The sequence below is a fragment of the Fimbriimonadaceae bacterium genome, from assembly GCA_019638775.1.
GTDB lineage: Bacteria > Armatimonadota > Fimbriimonadia > Fimbriimonadales > Fimbriimonadaceae > JAHBTD01.
The window spans coordinates 1-17,254 of record JAHBTD010000017.1 but is presented as its reverse complement, the minus strand read 5'-3'; the positions used below and the strand labels follow the sequence as shown (position 1 = coordinate 17,254).

Here is a 17,254-nt window from a genome sequence, read left to right as displayed (position 1 = left end):
TGTGCGATTCAATGATGCCGATGCCACGGAGATTGTGCTGGATCGACAGACAGGGGAGATCCTCGAAGACGAAGGTCGATGGCGGCGGGTGCATTTTGCCGTGATGCAGTTGCATCAACTGAATTTCTTCGGGTTTGAGAAAACCCTGTTGAATATTCCGGGTGTGCCCATTCTCCTGATGAGCCTGTCGGGTGGCGCCTTATGGCTGCTTCATCGTGCCCGGGTTCGCCGGTCGCGCGCGGCGATGCTTGTCCGGGATCAGCCGCTGTTCACGGGCCGTTCAACGGGCGAACCAAAGGAGGTTCCTCCCCTGTCGTGATCGTGGGCCGGCTGACGGAACGGTGGCGTTGTCTTCCGCCGGTTGTTTGGAATGTCGCCGCTCGGGTGGGGATGACGATTCGTCCCATCAAGGGCCGCAGTGTACTCGCCATCGTGACGATCGAATTCGTGCGGCAGCGGTTCTGTGTCGACTCCGATGTCGGCACCGTGTTCTGGCACGACCATGCGTTGGGCCGGATTCCCTGGGGCCACGGCGGATTCGGCGCGATGATCATCGAGCGGTGGGGTACGGTGTCAACGGCGCCTTCCGAGAGTTGATGGTGCAGTTGAACGACAGCGTGCCGCATACGATCAACATTGTGACGGCGGGGAGTTCGCCCGGTCAGCCGGTAGAGGTGGCCTTGAAGGCGGGGATGACGATTTCGTTCACGATTCCCGACCACATCAGGATGACGCCGATGCCGTTTCCGAACGGCGAGACGCATACGACGGGTGGCAACTTAAATTTCTTGGCGGAGCGGATCTCCGGCCGTCCGGCGGCCTCTCTTCACGGGAGAGCTGCTGTCTGGATGCAGTGCCGGTCCTCATCATTAGACAGCGGGAGCGCCCATGGGCATTCCCGCAGTTGTGCCGGGGGAAACCGCGTTGTGTCGGAGGCGTCGGGCCACGGGCGGGGATCGTCGAGGCTGTGACGGTGCCTGGCCGTACGGACATAACGGGCCGTTACTTTCCGCGTACCTGAGCCACCAGGTTTTCCAGCATCTTCAGATCCATGGCACCCGGTACCAACTCCGTGCCGACGATAAACGCCGGTGTGCCGCTGATACCCAGGAGCTTCGCGAGATTCCGGTTGCGGTCGATCACGGTGTGCCACTCTGGTCTGTTGAGATCTCTGTCCAGGCGCTCGACATCCAACCCCGTCGATTCGGCGATGCGAAACAAATGCTCTTTGGTAAGGTCTTCTTTCGTGGCCAGCAGAGCCTCATGAAACGCCTGGTGTTTCCCTTGCAGGTGTGAGGCCAACGCTGCTTTGGCGGCCAGTTCGGACGTCTCGCCGAGAATCGGAAAGTCTTTATAGACGACACGGATGCCGGCATCCCGCTGCTGCAGCTCGGTCAGCGCGGAAGCTGCTCGTTTGCAATACCCGCAGCGATAATCGAAAAATTCCACGACGGTGATGTCCCCGGTTCGGTTTCCGCTGATCGGGGAGTTCGGATCGTTGAGTAACTCCTGTTGGTGGGTCGCAATTGCGGCTTTCTGCCGTTGTTGCTCCTCAGCCGCCCGTTTGTTCTCCAGCGCCTGTAAGGATTGTTCGATGACTTCAGGATGTGTCCGAATGTAGCGCTCGATGATCTGTTCCAGCGCCGGTCCTGTCGGGGGATCGGAATCGGTGACCGGTTCAGTCGGCCAGGCGTTTAAGGGAACAAAGGCCCACCATGAGGCGAAGAACACTATCACCAACACGACCATGCGATCGGTGCTCGGTTTCATGAGGCCTCCCGTTGAATCACTGTGGAGCACGTCGTGGAGCATCGTGCTGTAGCGGGGCATTATACAAGAACTGCGGTCGGGGGTGCTGCCGATCCCTAGTATGGCGGGGGTCAGTTCGCGGGGTCTGTCGGCAGCTTGGTGATCTTGACGAGCTGGTTGTCCCCGTTGATCTCGAACGTAACATGGTCGCCGATACTCAGGCCGTGCAGGAGGCGAGCGTCACGCACGGGAAGAGCACGCGATTCTCCGGAAGGGAACAGAATGGTGAGCGTCAGAGTCTCCTGGTCGATCGAGACAACCGTGCCGCCAAGCAGGGCGGCTTCCGCGGCCGGTGCCGCAGCCGCGAGTCCCGTCGGCATCATGCAAGGGAAGGCGAGCAGGCTGAGGCTAATGATCACCGGGAGCATGGTCCAGCATACCGCGTTCGCGATCGATCCGGACCTAGCACTCTTCCCTGGATCGTCGGTGCAGAAGACCTACCTTGGTTTGAATGGAGTCGAGAGGGCGAGGATTTTCCGGTTGCGCTGATCCTGTGGTCGATCTATGGTGAAAGGAGCAGAAAGGACGCTCATGCCCCAAGCCGATCGCGAGGCTTCTGCGTTGCTCACCGTCAACGCCGGATCCTCCAGCGTAAAATGGGCCCTGTTTCGAGTGGCCACACCGCCGATCCGGACTGACACGGGCCACATCGAGCGGATCGGGTTGCCGGACGGGATCGTGACGGTGACGGACCCTGCCACCGGACGGCAAGCGCGTTGCGTCGCGCAGGTGCCGAGTCATACGGAGGCCGCACGGCTGTTGATCGACCATCTCACGGAGAGCGGCAAGGGCACGGGGATCCAGGCCATCGGTCATCGGGTGGTCCACGGGGGAAATCGCTATGCCGATCCTGATGTGGTGTCGACGGAGATGATCGAAGAGTTACGGCGACTGAGTCCCTACGATCCCGAACATCTTCCGGCGGAACTTGCGCTGATCGAGGCGTTGGCCGGTCGGTATCCGCAGGCGCCCCAGGTGGCCTGCTTCGACACAGGGTTTCATCAACATCTGCCGCCGGTCGCGCGATTGATGGCGATTCCGCGCCGCTATGCGAAGCAGGGAGTGCGGCGCTACGGATTCCACGGCCTGTCCTACGCCTCTCTCATGGAGGAACTGGAACGGGTGGCCGGCCGGGAGGCCGCTCGCGGCAGGGTGATTCTCGCCCATCTGGGTAACGGCGCCAGCATGGCCGCCGTACGCAATGGCGTCAGCATCGATACGAGCATGGGTTTTACCCCCACCTCCGGTCTGCCGATGAGCACCAGATCCGGCGACCTCGACCCCGGCCTCGTGTCGTATCTGGCCAGGACCGAAGGGCTGACCGCGGACCAATTTCACCACATGGTGAATGCGGAGTCCGGGCTCTTGGGGATCTCGGAACTGAGTTCCGATCTCCGCGATCTCCTCGCGCACGAAAACCAGGATACGCGTGCGGCTGATGCGGTGGCCCTGTTGTGTTACCAGGGGAAAAAGTATATCGGGGCCTATGCCGCGGCGTTGGGTGGTGTGGATCAACTCGTCTTCAGCGGCGGCATCGGCGAGCATTCAGCTGTGGTGCGAGCACGGATGTGCGAGGGCCTGGAGTTTCTCGGGATCCATCTGGATCACGCTGCCAACCAAGCGCATGCCCCGATCATTTCGAGCAGCCAGAGCCGCGTGACCGTGCGCGTGATCCATACGGATGAAGAAAGTCAGATCGCCCGCTCAGTCTGCCGGCTATTGTCGCTGTACGCCGACCAGTGATCGCGCACGAGGAGCCGGCGGTCGCACAGCAGTCATTCATCACGCATGACTTGAACGTGAATGGGGGGAACGCATGAACCAGACGACGCCGGTCAGTCAGCCACTCAGCCCCGAGATGGTGGAGCGAATCCATGCCTATTGGCGTGCGGCGAACTATCTGTCCGTCGGCCAGATCTATCTGTATGACAATCCCCTCTTAAAGCAGCCGTTGAAGCGAGAGCATATCAAGCCACGCCTGCTCGGCCATTGGGGGACGACGCCGGGGCTGAATTTTATCTACGCCCATCTCAATCGCATCATCAAGGAACGGGACCTCTCGGTTCTGTATATCGCGGGCCCCGGGCACGGCGGTCCCGGTCTTGTGGCAAACGTCTATCTCGAGGGGACGTATAGCGAGGTCTATCCAAACATTTCGCAGGATGAGGCCGGGCTGCAGCGGCTGTTCAAACAGTTTTCCTTCCCCGGCGGCATTCCAAGCCATGTCGCGCCGGAAACGCCCGGTTCGATACACGAAGGCGGCGAGTTGGGGTATTCCCTGGCCCATGCCTATGGCGCGGCGTTCGACCACCCGGAGTTGCTTGTGGCCTGCGTGATCGGCGACGGGGAAGCGGAAACCGGACCGCTGGCCGGGAGTTGGCACGGAAACAAGTTTCTGAATCCCGTGCATGACGGCGCCGTGCTGCCCATTCTCCATTTGAACGGGTACAAGATCGCCGGGCCGACCGTCTTGTCGCGTATGCCGCCGGATGAACTGGAGTCGCTGTTGATCGGGTACGGCCACCAACCGTTTTTTGTGGAAGGCGACGATCCGGCGACCATGCATCGACTGATGGCCTCCACGTTGGATGAAATCGTGGCGACCATCGGGCGTATTCAACAGGAGGCTCGCACGAAAGGGTTTACGACCCGCCCACGCTGGCCGATGATCGTGTTGCGATCGCCGAAGGGCTGGACCGGTCCCAAGGAAGTGGACGGCAAGCAGACGGAGGGGAGCTTCCGCTCTCATCAAGTGCCGATGGGCGACATGGCCAAGCCTGGGCATGTCGAGCAGCTGGAAGCGTGGTTGAAGAGTTACAAGCCGGAGGAATTGTTCGACGCCTCCGGCAAGCTGGTGCCGGAGGTGGCGTCGCTCGCGCCGACCGGGGAGCGCCGTATGGGCGCGATTGCCTGCGCGAACGGCGGCAGCATTCTGCGGGATCTCCACTTGCCCGACTTCCGGCAATATGCGGTGCCGGTGGTGAAGCCCGGCGCGGACGAAGCCGAAGCGACCAGGGTGCAGGGGCTCTTCCTCCGCGATGTGCTGAAGCAGAATGCGCACAACTTCCGACTCTTCGGCCCGGATGAGACGGCCTCGAACCGATGGGGCGCCGTGTTCGAGGTGTCCGACCGTTGTTCGACGGAGCAGATTCTCCAGAGCGACGAGCATGTGGCCCATGACGGGCGCGTGATGGAGATCCTCAGCGAGCACCTCTGCCAGGGCTGGCTCGAAGGCTATCTGTTGACCGGCCGCCACGGGTTCATGAACTGTTACGAAGCGTTTATCCATATCGTCGATTCCATGTTCAATCAACATGCGAAGTGGTTGAAAACCTCGCTCGCGATTCCCTGGCGCCGGCCGATCGCCTCGCTCAACTACTTGCTCACGTCGCATGTGTGGCGGCAGGATCACAATGGATTCAGCCACCAGGATCCGGGGTTTATCGATCATGTGGTGAATAAGAAGGCCGAAGTCATTCGTGTCTATCTGCCGCCGGATGCGAATACGCTGCTGTCGATCACCGATCGGTGTCTGCGCAGCCGCGATTGCGTGAACGTCGTCGTGGCGGGCAAGCAGCCCGCGCCGCAGTGGCTGGATATGGAGTCCGCCATTCTGCACTGCACCGCCGGTATCGGCATTTGGGAATGGGCGAGTAACGATCGGGGGAGCGATCCCGATGTGGTGATGGCCTGTTGCGGGGATGTGCCGACCATGGAAACCTTGGCGGCGGTGGAGATTCTGCGCATCGCCCAGCCCAACCTCAAGGTGCGTGTCGTGAATGTGGTCGATCTGATGAAGCTGCAGCCGGCCAGCGAACACCCCCATGGGTTGTCGGATAAGGAATTCGATGCCCTGTTCACGACCGACAAGCCGATCATCTTCGCGTTCCACGGCTATCCCTGGTTGATCCATCGGCTGACCTACCGGCGGACGAACCATCACAATCTGCATGTCCGTGGTTACAAAGAAGAGGGAACGACGACCACGCCGTTCGACATGGTAGTCCTAAACGATCTCGACCGGTTCCATCTCGTGTCCGATGTGGTGGATCGTGTGCCGCAACTCGGCGCCCGCGCTGCCTATCTCAAGCAGGAAATGCGCGACAAGCGCATGCAGCACAAGCAGTATATCGAGCTGCACGGGGCCGACATGCCCGAGATCAGGAACTGGAAATGGAGCGGAAAGCGCTGACACCATGGGGGAACCAACCGTGGTCGTGCTCTTCGATGTCGACAATACGCTGCTGGACAATGACCGGATCGCGGCCGACCTCACGCAACATTTAGATGAGGAAATCGGGACCAGGGGGGAGCGGCAGTACTGGGCGATCTTTGAAGAATTGCGGGAACAGCTGGGGTACGTGGACTATCTCGGCGCGCTTCAACGGTATCGGCAGGCCTATCCGCGCGACCCGCATCTGCTCACGCTCTCACGGTTTCTGCTCAACTATCCCTTCGCCGAACGGTTGTTCCCGCAGGCTTGCGCGGTGGTGCGGCACGCGGCGGAGTGGAGCAGGCCGGTCATCCTGTCGGACGGCGACGTGGTGTTTCAGCCGCGCAAGATCGATCGCTCCGGATTGTATGAGGCGGTGGAGGGCAACGTCCTGATCTATATCCACAAGGAGCGGGAACTGGACGATGTGGAGCAGCGGTTTCCGGCCGACCACTATGTCCTGGTCGACGATAAGTTACGCATTCTCACGGCGGTGAAGGCCTATTGGGGAGAACGTGTCACGACGGTGTTCCCGCGTCAGGGGCATTATGCGACCGATCCCGAGGCGTTGCGGACCTTTCCGGCCGCCGACCTGTCGATTGAGTGTATTGGTGATCTGTTGGAGATAGATCGGCCGGCGTTGCTTGCGGCCGCGCGACGGCGCTGATTCATGTTCAATCCCGTAGGTTTGACATCGGAGCAGCCGACGCGTAGCGTACGATTCCACCTCTAACAGGGCAGGTCACCCATGGCGCCCACGCACTCAGACGACACCCTCTGGTCCTCATCGCTCAATCGGCGTCAGCTGTTGAAGCGGCTGGGTCTGGCCGGCTCTCTCATGGCCCTCGGTGGTCCCGGCCGGCTGGCCGGGGCCTTGGCCGCGGATGGTGCACCATCCGGAACCGCCACCGGCGAGATCCCGCTCCGCCCGCTCGGAAAAACGGGCGTGAAGGTGTCGGCGATGTGTTTCGGGGGTGCGCATTGGGGGCGCAATCCGGACGAGGCCGAGGCCATTCGCATTTTGCACGAGGCCATCGACGCCGGCATGACGTTCCTCGACAACGCATGGGAGTACCACGGCGGACGCAGCGAGGAATTGATGGGGAAGGGCCTGCAAGGAAAGCGGCAGCAGGTCTTCCTGATGACGAAGGTCTGCTCCCACGGTCGGGATAAGAAGGTTGCCATGCAGCAACTGGAAGACTCGCTCCGCCGTTTGAAGACCGACTATCTCGATCTCTGGCAGATTCACGAAGTGGTATACGAAGACGATCCCGATCGGCATTTCGTCCCGCACGGGGCGGTCGATGCGTTACTGGAGGCGAAGCAGCAGGGGAAGGTGCGGTTCGTCGGGTTCACCGGGCACAAGCACCCCAACATCCACCTCAAGATGCTGTCACACGACTTTCCGTTCGATACCTGCCAGATGCCGTTGAATGTGTTCGACGGCACCTACCGCAGTTTCGAGCATGAGGTGTTGCCGGTGTTGGCACAGCGCGGGATTGCCGCCCTCGGCATGAAGAGCCTGACCGGCAACGCGGAGCCGATCAAACAGGGGATCGTCACGCCCCAAGAGGCCATTCGGTATGTGTTGAGTTTGCCGATCGCGTCGTTGGTGAGCGGGATCGATTCGCCGCAGGTCCTCAAGCAGAACCTCGACATTGTCCGTCGCTTCACTCCCATGACGGTGGCCGAAATGGAAGGGGTGCGCGCGCGCGTGGCCTTGTATGCGAGGGACGGCCGGTTCGAACTGTTCAAGTCCACCAACCGCTACGACGGCGGCATCGGCCGCCAGCAGCACGGACTCTCCTAGGAGCAGGCCTCATCTCATCCGCTCACCGCCAGTCGACCGCCCCGAATCCCGATGCTCCCAAGAGCACATACATCAAGCTGACCGTGCTGACGGTTTGGTCGCGGTACTCGACGTTCGGATAGCCGGCGTTCCGTTGCGCCACGGCGTATCGCAGCGCGATGCCGTGCCGGTCGAACAACCGCAGGGTGAAGGCCGCGTCGCCACGTAGAATGTTCTCCTGGCCGTTGCCTTCCGGCGACAGTACATGGCTGACATAGTACTCTCGCCCGGTGAAGTCGATCATGGCCCGGTTGCCGAAGATGAGCCGAAAGGCGAGCAGCGCCTGCGGCGTCAGGCCATAGTGGTAGTCCCGTTCCTCTCGTCGTTGGATGCTCCCGGCCGCGCCATACCCTACTCCACCGAGTGCGGTTCCTTGTAGCGCGATGCGCTCGGAAAGCCAGGTTTGCCACACAGTGCCGAGTGAGAGGGCCGTGCTCGACACTCTGAACACCTGCGGCGAAATATAGTCATAACTGCCGAATAGGCCCCAGAGCCCGCGCGTGTGGTCGCCCGAGGCATACGTGGTTCCAAGCAGAAGCCCACGCGTATTGAGACTCTCCAGGGTGTTGGCCGTGACGGCGGTCAGGTGAAAATCAAAATAGTCCAACGGTCGCGCGTAGTGATAGCCCGGTTTGCCGGGCAGGCCGTAGGTCAACGTCAGGTCGCCCACGGCGCCATGTTCGCGCACGCCTGAGGAGACATTGTGGCTGCTGGACGTCAGCGTCCCGCCGGCTTCCAATCTGAAAAACGTGGCCGGCGTGTAGCTGGGAAACACGGCATCGAATCGACGGCCGAAGATCAGACGATTGAATCCGGTGGGCGGCGAGATGGCGGCCGCAACGACTTCGCGCACGAAGCCCGGCCGGCCATCGTCCACTTCTAAGACCAGACTGGCCATGCGAAACAGGGCTTCTCCGAGAAAGCTGCCCCCGATCGGGGTGGTGATCATGTCGTTGATCGAAGGATTCGTCCGCTCCCCACCGATCTCCCAGGCGAAGCTGCCCGCCGTGCTGTAGAGGAAGGATTCCCAGAACGACAGGCCGGAGGATCGCGCTAAACCGTAATACACGCTGCCGCCGTAGGGGTGGAGGAACTGGTTGACCTTGAATTGGTCGTTGTCGATAACCCACTTCGAGTCGGTGAGCTGCTGACGAATGGTGCTGCCGTCGGTTCGATATTCGTCCCGCGGTTCGACGAAATGACGGTCGTATTGGTTCAGGAGAAAGATGTACGTCAGGATCCCGGCGGCGGGGATGACATAGCTCTTCCCGCGGCCACTGTCCCAATCGAGCTGCGAGGCGGGTGATGTATGTTTGAATGCTTCCGGCGGTCCGACCACTTCAGCAGAATGGTCCGGCTCGGGTTCGGTCAATGGCCGGGGTTCTGCGAAGGTTGTCGAGGGACCCGTCGGCCCAAACAGCAGCGCGACTGAAATCAGCCTGCACAGTGAGCGGGTTACAGCGGATCGCCAGATCATGGTGAAGAGCACATTGGTCCAAGATGCACGCGGTGAGTCACTAGGGAGGTCCCTAGTCAGCGGATCGGTGGGCCTTCACCAGTGTGACCTGGCCGGTTGCTCCCTTCGCCCATCTGGCGAATTGCTGCGTCAAGCCCCGCACCTGGCCGAGGTAGGTGGCCACGTCATGGTCGCCGCATGTCTGGTGAGGCGTGAGACGGAATCCCCTGGCGGCAAAATCCCGTCCGGCCCCGGCTCCGCACAGATGGATCAGTGCGGCGAGGTCGTGCCTCTGCCGTGCGCCGGCGGGCGTCCCACGGCGAACCGTGAGAGCCGAGGCGATGTCACGATCGAGAGAGGCCGCCGTCAGTTCGATCGCATGGCTCGGCAAGACGCGACTGTAAAGGCTGTTGAACCAGCAGGAGCGCACATCGTGCCAAGGACCGTCCTGCACCACGGTATGATCGTGAACGCAATAGCGTTTGGCGGCACGGAACGTTCCATCGGTCATCTGGTACATGCCCACCGCGCTGGAGGCCGGACGGTACCATTCGAACGGATTCCATGACCAGCGCCACCGCCAATAGGTTCGCGCGACGGGATTTCCAGCGCCTTCCACCTGCGCCAGCGCCGCGAGGAGCTCAGGCGCAACGGATGGCGTCGCATGTTCCCTGAAGAGTGAGCCGTACTGTCGCCAGGTTTCGTGCGGGCTCTTGTCTAACGTGTTGTCCAGCGGGAAAAAGACTTCGGTCGGTTTCTGGACTGCATGATAGGTCCAGTTCGCCCCGAGCCAACATCCCATGAGCAGTCCCGGGATGATGACGATGCGGAGAACCGGGTGCGTGTTTCCAACGGCACGGAGGAAGGCGCGAAGGGTACGCCAGCGAGAGACCACGAAACGGCGGACTGCCGAAAGGGTGACACGGCGGCGAGCGCGGCTTCTGCGGTGTGAACCATGGCTCGTATGGTGAGCAGACCGGGACGCCATGCCTTCACTATAACTGAAATCGACTCGCGATCCGCGCCTTATTCGAGGACGTATATGCCGAGCGGCCGGCAACGCCTGACCCTGCCGACGTCATGGCGGATCTGAGACGGCACTCAGCGCGCGTCAGCGGCTGCGGTGGCCACCGCCCCCGTACGAACGTCCGCCGCCGCTCATCGGTCCACCGGATACACGCGGGGCCATGCTGACCGGCGGGCTCTGGCGCGAGGGCAGCGAGGGGCGCTGAATGTTGGGCGGGCTGGGGCGCCAGAAGTGGTTGGGATGCAGTTGATAGGGCGGCGGCTGCGGCCGGTATTGTGGGGCCACCGGAACGGATCGAGGTGTCGGAACCACCACCACATCCCCGACCTTGGCCGGCTGGCCCTGACTGTTGAGCAACGGAGGGGCCTGGTGCTGGTGCGCCTGCGGCATGGACGGCACCAGCAGGGACGGGCGCGGCGGCGAGGGGATCGGCGATTGGGCCGGTGGAGTGCTGTTGCCGTAGGCCGTGATCGTCCGTTGCGCGAGCGGGAGATGGCGATGATGAGGTGAAAGGCGCTGCGCGTGAAGCAGGAGGCCGTTGATGCCCGGTGCCCCGAACCAAGGATAAGAATAAAAGCCTACGGTGGGATAGGTCCAACTTGTCCAGGCCTGTGACAGGAGGGCGTTGGCCTGGAGTTGGTTGAGCATATCCTGCCGCTGGTCGGTGTATTGCTGCACGTCGGAAGGAGTCGCGGCGGAGGCCAGCGCGCGGTTGGTGGCATCGACCTGTTCTTGCAATCGATCGGTCTCTTCCCGAAGTACGAGCAGTTCATAGCGGGCCTGCTCATTCTCTCGGAGGGCTGCGATGGCCTGCGTGACATCCTGGGGATCGATTTCCGCGGTGAGATCGACACGAACGACGACGTGGTCTTGCTCCAGCCTGGTGGAAATCGTCTGGTCGAGCACCTTCACGATGCCCGCCGTGAAGCTACGGATATCATCCCGCGTGATGTTCATATCACGTACTTCGGTAATGCGTTCGACATACGTCGCCACCTGCTCAAGCGCGTCCTGCTTCGCGGATTCCGTCGCCAGGCGGATGGCATCGGCGCGGTTGTCGTGATCCCCCATGCGGTATTCCCCGCCGGCAGTGATGGTGCGTGTATCGGCTGAACGCACCGGAGGAGCAGCGGCCTCGGCTGGTGGTGGTCGATCAGGAACGGTCTCTGTCTCGAAATGTCGCTGCGTGAGTTGCCGGCGGTACTTCTCCGGTACCGCGTCAAGCTCGTTGGTGAAGGTCTGGACGCCCTGCTCGTTGGTATAGCTGTAAATGGTGGTGGAGGCGAGGGCCGGAACCGCAGGGAATGTCGAGGCGGAGCACCAGAGTGCGAGCAGTGCGGCACTGGTCAGCCCTATGCGGGAGCGGAACGTCATGATGCACTCGTTTTTCGTATCATTTAAGATAACATGATATAAGTCAGCATTATGCGGGTCGGTGAATGGATAAATTGGGTGATCGTAGGAGACTTTTGTCGATCAAACTGTGCCTCGCTGCCTTAAGGTCGGAGCAAAGCGCACACACCCACTCGACGTTAAGGCGGAAAAGTTCTAATGCCTAATGGCGCAAAGAATTTGTGAAGGCCACTGATTGAATTTGATTTAGCAATTAGTTTTCGAAGGCGTCTGTTTTGTGGGGTACATTCCAGTCGGAGATCAAGGTTATGTTTTTGTTGAAGGGGACGAGCGATGGCCTTCGTTGAGCCAAAATTTTCTAGAAGTCAGGTCAACCGAGCGGGCGATATCCTTATCGCGCCTGAAAAGTTCTCAGTGGAAGAGCAGGAGTGGTCATCCTCAGTGCTCGCGAATTGGCGGGCGTGCCACGGGTATCCGATGAATACATTTCAGGCGACACTCCGGCAGAAATTGAAAGCTGTCGACGCAAGCGCGATTGTGGCTCAGAGGCTAAAACGTGCACCATCTATTGTTCTCAAACTCCAGCGATTTGAGGGAATGCAGCTTGCTCGGATGCAGGACATCGGCGGCCTGCGGGCCGTTCTCGGTTCTGTTGGGAAGGTTAGGCAGTTGGAGGGCGCCTATCGTTCGGCTCACTTTAAGCATGACCTTGCATCTTCAAAAAACTATATCGATGAACCAAAGCGAGATGGCTACCGAAGTATTCACCTCATATATAAGTATCGCAATGACGGCGCAGATGTTTTCAATGGGTTATCGCTTGAATTGCAGTTCCGCACACGTCTCCAGCACGCATGGGCGACCGCAGTCGAAACCATGGGCACGTTTCTTGGACAAGCACTTAAGTCCGGGCAAGGCGAATCACAATGGCGGCGATTCTTTTCTGTTGCGGGCGCAGCACTTGCTGTTATGGAGAAGACTGCGTCAGTGCCGGGATTTGAGACGTCCAGAGATCGAGATGTCTTCGAAGCGCTGGCGGATACAGAGCAAGAATTAAGAGTGCTGGAGAAATTAAGCGGTTTTGCGATTGCTGCAAGCAAGATTACGACTGAGCGAGGCCACGGTGCCTATCACCTGATTGTCTTGGACTCACTCAACAGGAGAGTTTCAATTCGGCCGTACCCCGTCTCGAGATTAGAACAAGCCAACATTGACTATGCTGCCTTTGAGCAACGAACCAAGGCTGGGGAACCGATCGAGGCAGTTCTTGTTTCAGCCGGCCCGATCGATGCGTTATATAAGGCATATCCGAACTACTTCCTGGATACTCAAGAATTCGTAAAACAGATTTCCGCGATTATCTCTGATGTGCGCAAGCAGGGATCACATGCCAAAGCCGCTCGCTCGACTCTACGAAAATGATGGCAAATAAAACGGCTATGCGTGGGTAATGACGTTGGCCCCGTAATGAGACAGTCCTTAACCAGAGCAGACGACGTCTTCGACGATCGGTTGTCCCTGGCGCTGGCTGACAAACTCATTCGGGGGTTAGGTGCCCGAGCGAGCTGTGGGGACGACGCTGATTATAGTCAGACCGCCAGGCTTCGATGATGGCCTGGGCCTCGGCCAACGAGGCGAACTGATGTACGTTCAAACACTCGTTGCGCAACTGTCCGTTAAACGATTCAATGAAGGCATGGTCGACGGGTTTGCCCGCTTGAATGAAGTCAAGTTGGATGCCTCGCCGATAAGCGCAATCTTCCAAGGCCCGCCATTGGAACTCCGTTCCATGATCCACGGTGATCGAGCGGGGCACTGCTGGTGAGTCCAGGACACGATCGAGGATCTGACTCCCCCCTCTCCCGTCATCCGAAACCCTGCCTCTAGTACAGGACTGTGCCGACTCCAGTTAGCGACGACCGTCAAAATCCAAAACGGTCGCCCGTCAGTCAGGGTATCATGCACGAAATCCATGCTCCAGCGCTCGGTCGGGCCCACTGGAACTGGTGCAGGACCTCGGTGCAATGCCATATGTTTCCGTCTCCGCACCCGCATTCGCAGCTGCAATCCATCGAGGCGGTAGAGCCGCCGGACGCGTTTGCGATTCACCGACCAACCTTCGCGGCGCAGTAACACCCAGATGCGCAGGTAGCCAAACCGAGGGCGCGCATGGGCCAGATCGCGAATGCGCAACCGTAAGGCGGACTGATCCTTGGCCCGACTCCGGCGATACCAGGAGGCGCGGCCGAATTGCGCCAACCGACAGGCCCGCAGGCAACTGACGCGGAAGGTCTCTTGAAACCAACCAGCCAGTTCTCGACGGCGTGCGGGCCTTAAACTTTTTTCCGCAGGGCCTCCGACAGCATATGTTTATCAAGCGAGAGGTCTGCCACCAGCCGTTTGAGCCGGGCGTTCTCCTCTTCCAGCTGGCGCAGCCGGCGGAGTTCGCTCACGCCCAGGTGCGCGTATTTCTTTTTCCAGGCGTAGAAGGTTTATTCGGCGATCCCGAGCTGCCGACAGACATCTCCAACCGGGGTCCCACTCTCGGCTTGCCGAATGGCATACACGATCTGCTCTTCCGAGAACTTTGACCGCTTCATCGATCCACTCCTTTCGTGCAGGACCGCGGAAGCTGCCAGTCTACTCTCGTTTTGACCTGCCGTCGTTTTCCGGGGAGACGTCATACTGACCGTAGCCCGGCAGACCGTTTGAGATAGAAGTTTTCCTCATCCTTCACACGATACCAGCCGCACAAGAGAGTTATTTTTTTCGTCGCAACCGTTCTTCCATTCCGTCCAGCGCTTGTGTAAGCAGCAATGGTCTGCGCATGTGCAGGGCTCCAGGTGCCTGACAAGTGTTTACTATCTGGACTGCTGCCGTTGCTGTCCCCTCCCTCCTGCCTGCGATCCTCAAGCAGCTTCGCATCGAGCATATGTAGTGGTACGTTTTGCTCATGCTTATCAAGTGCCACCGCTAAGAGGTGGGCGACGATCTCGTCCTGCACGAACGGCTTGTAAATGCTGGTATTTACCATCTGCGATAGGGCCATTCGGACATATTGCGAATGCGTAGTGCTTAATATAAAAATTCCTTGTGCGCCCTAGTGCTGGCTACTGTGATTCGCAATGGTATTAGCGCTGCAATGAAATCTGGGTAAGAACAAAAAGAAGAGCTGTGGAGACTCCTTACCCGTCTTGGTGGGCGTAAATTTACGGTTGAATACTCTGCGATATTCTACGGAGTTTGCGGTCTTTGAGAATAAAAGGCTGCCTCGGTAGGGAAGTTGAAAGATAGGCAATGTGAAAACAGCTTTCTGCCGATCATGAGAGAGGGCTCATTTGGCCTGGTGTGTGCATGGTTTGGTGTTGGAGCAAAGTGACAAGTCTGTGGGTTGCTACGCTTAAGTCAGGTTGGTTGCTATGCATAAAGTAGTGACGATTTTTATTGTCTGCATTCTTGGCGCCTTTTTAAGTGCCTGCCTATCGGGGCGGAATGTCCACCATTTTATTCGGTCATCAGATGGACGCATCGTGAAATGCTTTGAGCCGCCGCCAGATTTGATCCTGAAAAGCGGCGACGCTAAGGTCAATGCTGCAGTGAAGGGGATTGGTGATTTGCTTAAGGCCGAAGGTGGTGTGAAAGTTGAAGCCCAGAAAGTTCGTGAAGTTTCGTCAGGAGTTAATAATTTCGAGATTGTTGAGTTTAGGCTGTGCACACAATATGGAAATGACCTGCTTTCACCAACCCAGTTTCAGAAGTTTCAAGATGAAGTGTTGCCAATTCTTCGCTCCCAGTCTTCGAAGTTACCTGGAAGTGAGACGCAATTAAGATTTGAGGCCGATCTTAAGGAAGCCAACTTTATCCGGCACCCTACCAGCAAAAAAGTGAGAGCGGAGTTTATTTGGATGTTACGGCCCGTGCTCGGGGACAACCAATTGGCTGCCCACATTTTTATTGGTGAGGCAAGTCTGTGGGATGATGAGCTGCTTGAGTGTGGCGAAAGTGTGGGGCGGGGGGATAGCCGTTGCAAAGATGGAGGGAGGCCAATTCGCCAAAAGGTATGGAGTGAATTGCAGGAGAATCCAATTATTCTCCGAGGAGGCACGGCTGGCAGTTATGTCACATGGATAACGATGCTGCCGGTTGGTGTAAAGGTTGTCCGATTAGACTGGGATTTCTATCAGCGAGAGGCAGACGACAACGCCTTCTGTCGTCCCAAGGAAAGCCCGTATGTGCTTCCGGCAGGAATACCTTTGCTCGAAACCGCGCGCGTCAGTGGGGCTCCTACTAAAGGGCTGTGTTATCACTCATACGACTCGAGAGTATTTGCAGTGCCATCCTGAACCGAGGGAGGTTGACATGGGACAGCGGCGCTTCGGTTGTATGGTTGTATTATTCGCGTGCATTCTATCCGGCTCACCGCTTGGTTTTGCTGGGCAAGGAACTGACCGTATACAGCTCCATCATGATCAAAGTGAAGTCATTCAATTGGCGCAGGCCTCCGGAAGCATAGATATGCCATCGAGTGGAATGGGGGCCGGCGGGGCGCGTCCGCCAGCGCGCATCAATCCCCCACCTCAAATGCAACCACAATGGAATCCAGGTCTTAGTGGATCGGGACAAGGTCCTTCATCTGGCCAGGTACTATACCCTTCTGGCGCCACTTGCAGGACAGCAATTGGAATTTGTCCGAGAGGAGAGTGGCGCCCTGTTGGGGAGCCATGCTATTGCCAGAGAATTTCTGACGGTGGACTTGACCCTGGACAGATTGTCAGGTGATTGGTGGAGGCGACTGACCATTTGGAGAGAAGTGCCAGTTGCTAAATTGCGTTCGGAGGATGCAATTTAATTAGTCGTCCCTTAACGGTAGGATGATGTCTGCTCATCTGACGGTCTAGGTTGACATGGCCCTACGCTTCTGGAGCCTATCGTTCAAACTCCACCGGGCAGAGATGCTCCAGGGCGGAGTGCCAAGACCGGGGATGATAAGAGCGCTCGAGGTAGACAAGACCGTCGGATTTTGCCTGATTTGGTGAGCAGATAGAAGGTCCACACCGTCCGCTTACCCTTCAAGAAGGAGAAACCTTCCATTGCCGCGTTGTCCCAGCAGCTTCCGGAGCATCTTGCGCCACAAGACAAGCCCTGGTGTGCTAGGACCTGTTGAAACGCTTCGATGGTGTACTGGTTGCCTGGAGTAGCGCCACGTAGCTCCACATGATGTTTGTGGCACAGCCTTAGATCGCCCGATTGATTCTCCCCCTTCCTCCTGCGTATCTTTGCTCCGAGAGCAACCACTAAACATATCACTCAGAGGCTCTGATGGACCTGGAGAAGAAGTCCGACGCCGAAATTCTGGCGATTGCCGATCCGATCATGGACAATTTAATGGAGGCCTCGACGGCCATTGACCATGCCCGTCATGTGCAAGACTTTACCGATCGCTTGAAGGCAATCGTGACGAAGGACTATCTCGAGCGGGTGTGCCGGCAGTACCAGGCCGAAAAAGGCACGTTTGGCGCACGAACGCCGGTCGCGGTCTTTCGTCGC

The 17,254-nt window shown here is 58.9% G+C and carries 16 protein-coding genes and 1 pseudogene; 10 read left to right on the top strand and 7 right to left on the bottom strand.

From position 1 onward, the window contains the following. From KF784_17595 to KF784_17585, 3 genes are all read left to right on the top strand, one after another. Positions 1–319 (top strand): hypothetical protein (locus tag KF784_17595; GenBank protein ID MBX3120875.1); only part of this gene is annotated, 319 nt, incomplete at its 5' end. Continuing rightward, positions 316–597: a hypothetical protein gene (locus tag KF784_17590; protein ID MBX3120874.1), complete on the top strand. Its 282-nt coding sequence runs from the start codon at positions 316–318 to the stop codon at positions 595–597. The genes KF784_17595 and KF784_17590, both read left to right, overlap by 4 nt. Next, positions 561–971: a hypothetical protein gene (locus tag KF784_17585; GenBank protein MBX3120873.1), complete on the top strand. Its 411-nt coding sequence runs from the start codon at positions 561–563 to the stop codon at positions 969–971. The genes KF784_17590 and KF784_17585 overlap by 37 nt, the downstream gene beginning before the upstream one ends. Before the next feature lie 31 nt (positions 972–1,002). Here KF784_17585 and KF784_17580 read toward each other — a convergent pair whose 3' ends face one another. Further along, on the bottom strand, positions 1,003–1,770 hold the full coding sequence (locus KF784_17580; protein ID MBX3120872.1) for a DsbA family protein: 768 nt from the start codon (positions 1,768–1,770) through the stop codon (positions 1,003–1,005). Between the two features lie 110 nt (positions 1,771–1,880). Next, the gene (locus KF784_17575) at positions 1,881–2,177 is read right to left on the bottom strand and encodes a hypothetical protein (GenBank protein MBX3120871.1); all 297 of its coding nucleotides are present in this window, start codon (positions 2,175–2,177) and stop codon (positions 1,881–1,883) included. 163 nt (positions 2,178–2,340) lie between these two features. Between KF784_17575 and KF784_17570 the strand changes: the two genes are divergently transcribed. From KF784_17570 to KF784_17555, 4 genes are all read left to right on the top strand, one after another. After that, entirely contained in the window at positions 2,341–3,552 is a 1,212-nt protein-coding gene (locus KF784_17570) for an acetate/propionate family kinase (protein MBX3120870.1), read from the top strand. Positions 3,553–3,625: 73 nt separating this feature from the next. Further along, positions 3,626–6,001 carry a phosphoketolase family protein gene (locus KF784_17565; protein ID MBX3120869.1) on the top strand — a complete coding sequence of 792 codons (2,376 nt, stop codon included), beginning with the start codon at positions 3,626–3,628 and terminating at the stop codon, positions 5,999–6,001. A gap of 19 nt (positions 6,002–6,020) precedes the next feature. Continuing rightward, complete coding sequence (locus tag KF784_17560; GenBank protein MBX3120868.1) at positions 6,021–6,689, top strand: hypothetical protein; 669 nt, start codon at positions 6,021–6,023, stop codon at positions 6,687–6,689. 81 nt (positions 6,690–6,770) lie between these two features. Continuing rightward, the gene (locus KF784_17555; GenBank protein MBX3120867.1) at positions 6,771–7,832 is read left to right on the top strand and encodes an aldo/keto reductase; all 1,062 of its coding nucleotides are present in this window, start codon (positions 6,771–6,773) and stop codon (positions 7,830–7,832) included. 22 nt (positions 7,833–7,854) lie between these two features. Here KF784_17555 and KF784_17550 read toward each other — a convergent pair whose 3' ends face one another. The 3 genes from KF784_17550 to KF784_17540 all read right to left on the bottom strand — a co-directional run bounded on the left by KF784_17550 (position 7,855) and on the right by KF784_17540 (position 11,728). Further along, on the bottom strand, positions 7,855–9,243 hold the full coding sequence (locus KF784_17550; GenBank protein ID MBX3120866.1) for a DUF3943 domain-containing protein: 1,389 nt from the start codon (positions 9,241–9,243) through the stop codon (positions 7,855–7,857). A gap of 157 nt (positions 9,244–9,400) precedes the next feature. Continuing rightward, positions 9,401–10,315 carry a transglycosylase SLT domain-containing protein gene (locus KF784_17545; protein ID MBX3120865.1) on the bottom strand — a complete coding sequence of 305 codons (915 nt, stop codon included), beginning with the start codon at positions 10,313–10,315 and terminating at the stop codon, positions 9,401–9,403. Positions 10,316–10,438: 123 nt separating this feature from the next. Further along, positions 10,439–11,728 carry a DUF4124 domain-containing protein gene (locus tag KF784_17540; protein ID MBX3120864.1) on the bottom strand — a complete coding sequence of 430 codons (1,290 nt, stop codon included), beginning with the start codon at positions 11,726–11,728 and terminating at the stop codon, positions 10,439–10,441. A 312-nt stretch (positions 11,729–12,040) separates the two neighbouring features. On the opposite strand from KF784_17540, the gene KF784_17535 reads away from it, so the two are divergent. Next, positions 12,041–13,129: a RelA/SpoT domain-containing protein gene (locus KF784_17535; protein MBX3120863.1), complete on the top strand. Its 1,089-nt coding sequence runs from the start codon at positions 12,041–12,043 to the stop codon at positions 13,127–13,129. Positions 13,130–13,244: 115 nt separating this feature from the next. Here KF784_17535 and KF784_17530 read toward each other — a convergent pair. Beyond that, positions 13,245–14,307 (bottom strand): annotated as a pseudogene (locus KF784_17530) (IS3 family transposase). An 80-nt stretch (positions 14,308–14,387) separates the two neighbouring features. Then, a complete protein-coding gene (locus KF784_17525; GenBank protein MBX3120862.1) occupies positions 14,388–14,756 on the bottom strand; it encodes a hypothetical protein in 369 nt (122 codons plus the stop codon). Between the two features lie 370 nt (positions 14,757–15,126). Here KF784_17525 and KF784_17520 point away from each other — a divergent pair, with 370 nt between their 5' ends. Both KF784_17520 and KF784_17515 read left to right on the top strand, forming a co-directional pair. After that, positions 15,127–16,050 carry a hypothetical protein gene (locus KF784_17520; GenBank protein MBX3120861.1) on the top strand — a complete coding sequence of 308 codons (924 nt, stop codon included), beginning with the start codon at positions 15,127–15,129 and terminating at the stop codon, positions 16,048–16,050. A 976-nt stretch (positions 16,051–17,026) separates the two neighbouring features. After that, positions 17,027–17,254 (top strand): hypothetical protein (locus KF784_17515; GenBank protein ID MBX3120860.1); only part of this gene is annotated, 228 nt, incomplete at its 3' end.

Excerpts from the sequence above, each read along its gene's own strand:
- KF784_17520 (MBX3120861.1), top strand. The coding sequence starts at position 15,127 with ATGCATAAAGTAGTGACGATTTTTATTGTCTGCATTCTTGGCGCCTTT.
- KF784_17525 (MBX3120862.1), bottom strand. The coding sequence starts at position 14,756 with ATGGCCCTATCGCAGATGGTAAATACCAGCATTTACAAGCCGTTCGTG.
- KF784_17580 (MBX3120872.1), bottom strand. The coding sequence starts at position 1,770 with ATGAAACCGAGCACCGATCGCATGGTCGTGTTGGTGATAGTGTTCTTC.
- KF784_17540 (MBX3120864.1), bottom strand. The coding sequence starts at position 11,728 with ATGACGTTCCGCTCCCGCATAGGGCTGACCAGTGCCGCACTGCTCGCA.
- KF784_17565 (MBX3120869.1), top strand. The coding sequence starts at position 3,626 with ATGAACCAGACGACGCCGGTCAGTCAGCCACTCAGCCCCGAGATGGTG.
- KF784_17555 (MBX3120867.1), top strand. The coding sequence starts at position 6,771 with ATGGCGCCCACGCACTCAGACGACACCCTCTGGTCCTCATCGCTCAAT.
- KF784_17545 (MBX3120865.1), bottom strand. The coding sequence starts at position 10,315 with ATGGCGTCCCGGTCTGCTCACCATACGAGCCATGGTTCACACCGCAGA.
- KF784_17535 (MBX3120863.1), top strand. The coding sequence starts at position 12,041 with ATGGCCTTCGTTGAGCCAAAATTTTCTAGAAGTCAGGTCAACCGAGCG.
- KF784_17575 (MBX3120871.1), bottom strand. The coding sequence starts at position 2,177 with ATGCTCCCGGTGATCATTAGCCTCAGCCTGCTCGCCTTCCCTTGCATG.
- KF784_17570 (MBX3120870.1), top strand. The coding sequence starts at position 2,341 with ATGCCCCAAGCCGATCGCGAGGCTTCTGCGTTGCTCACCGTCAACGCC.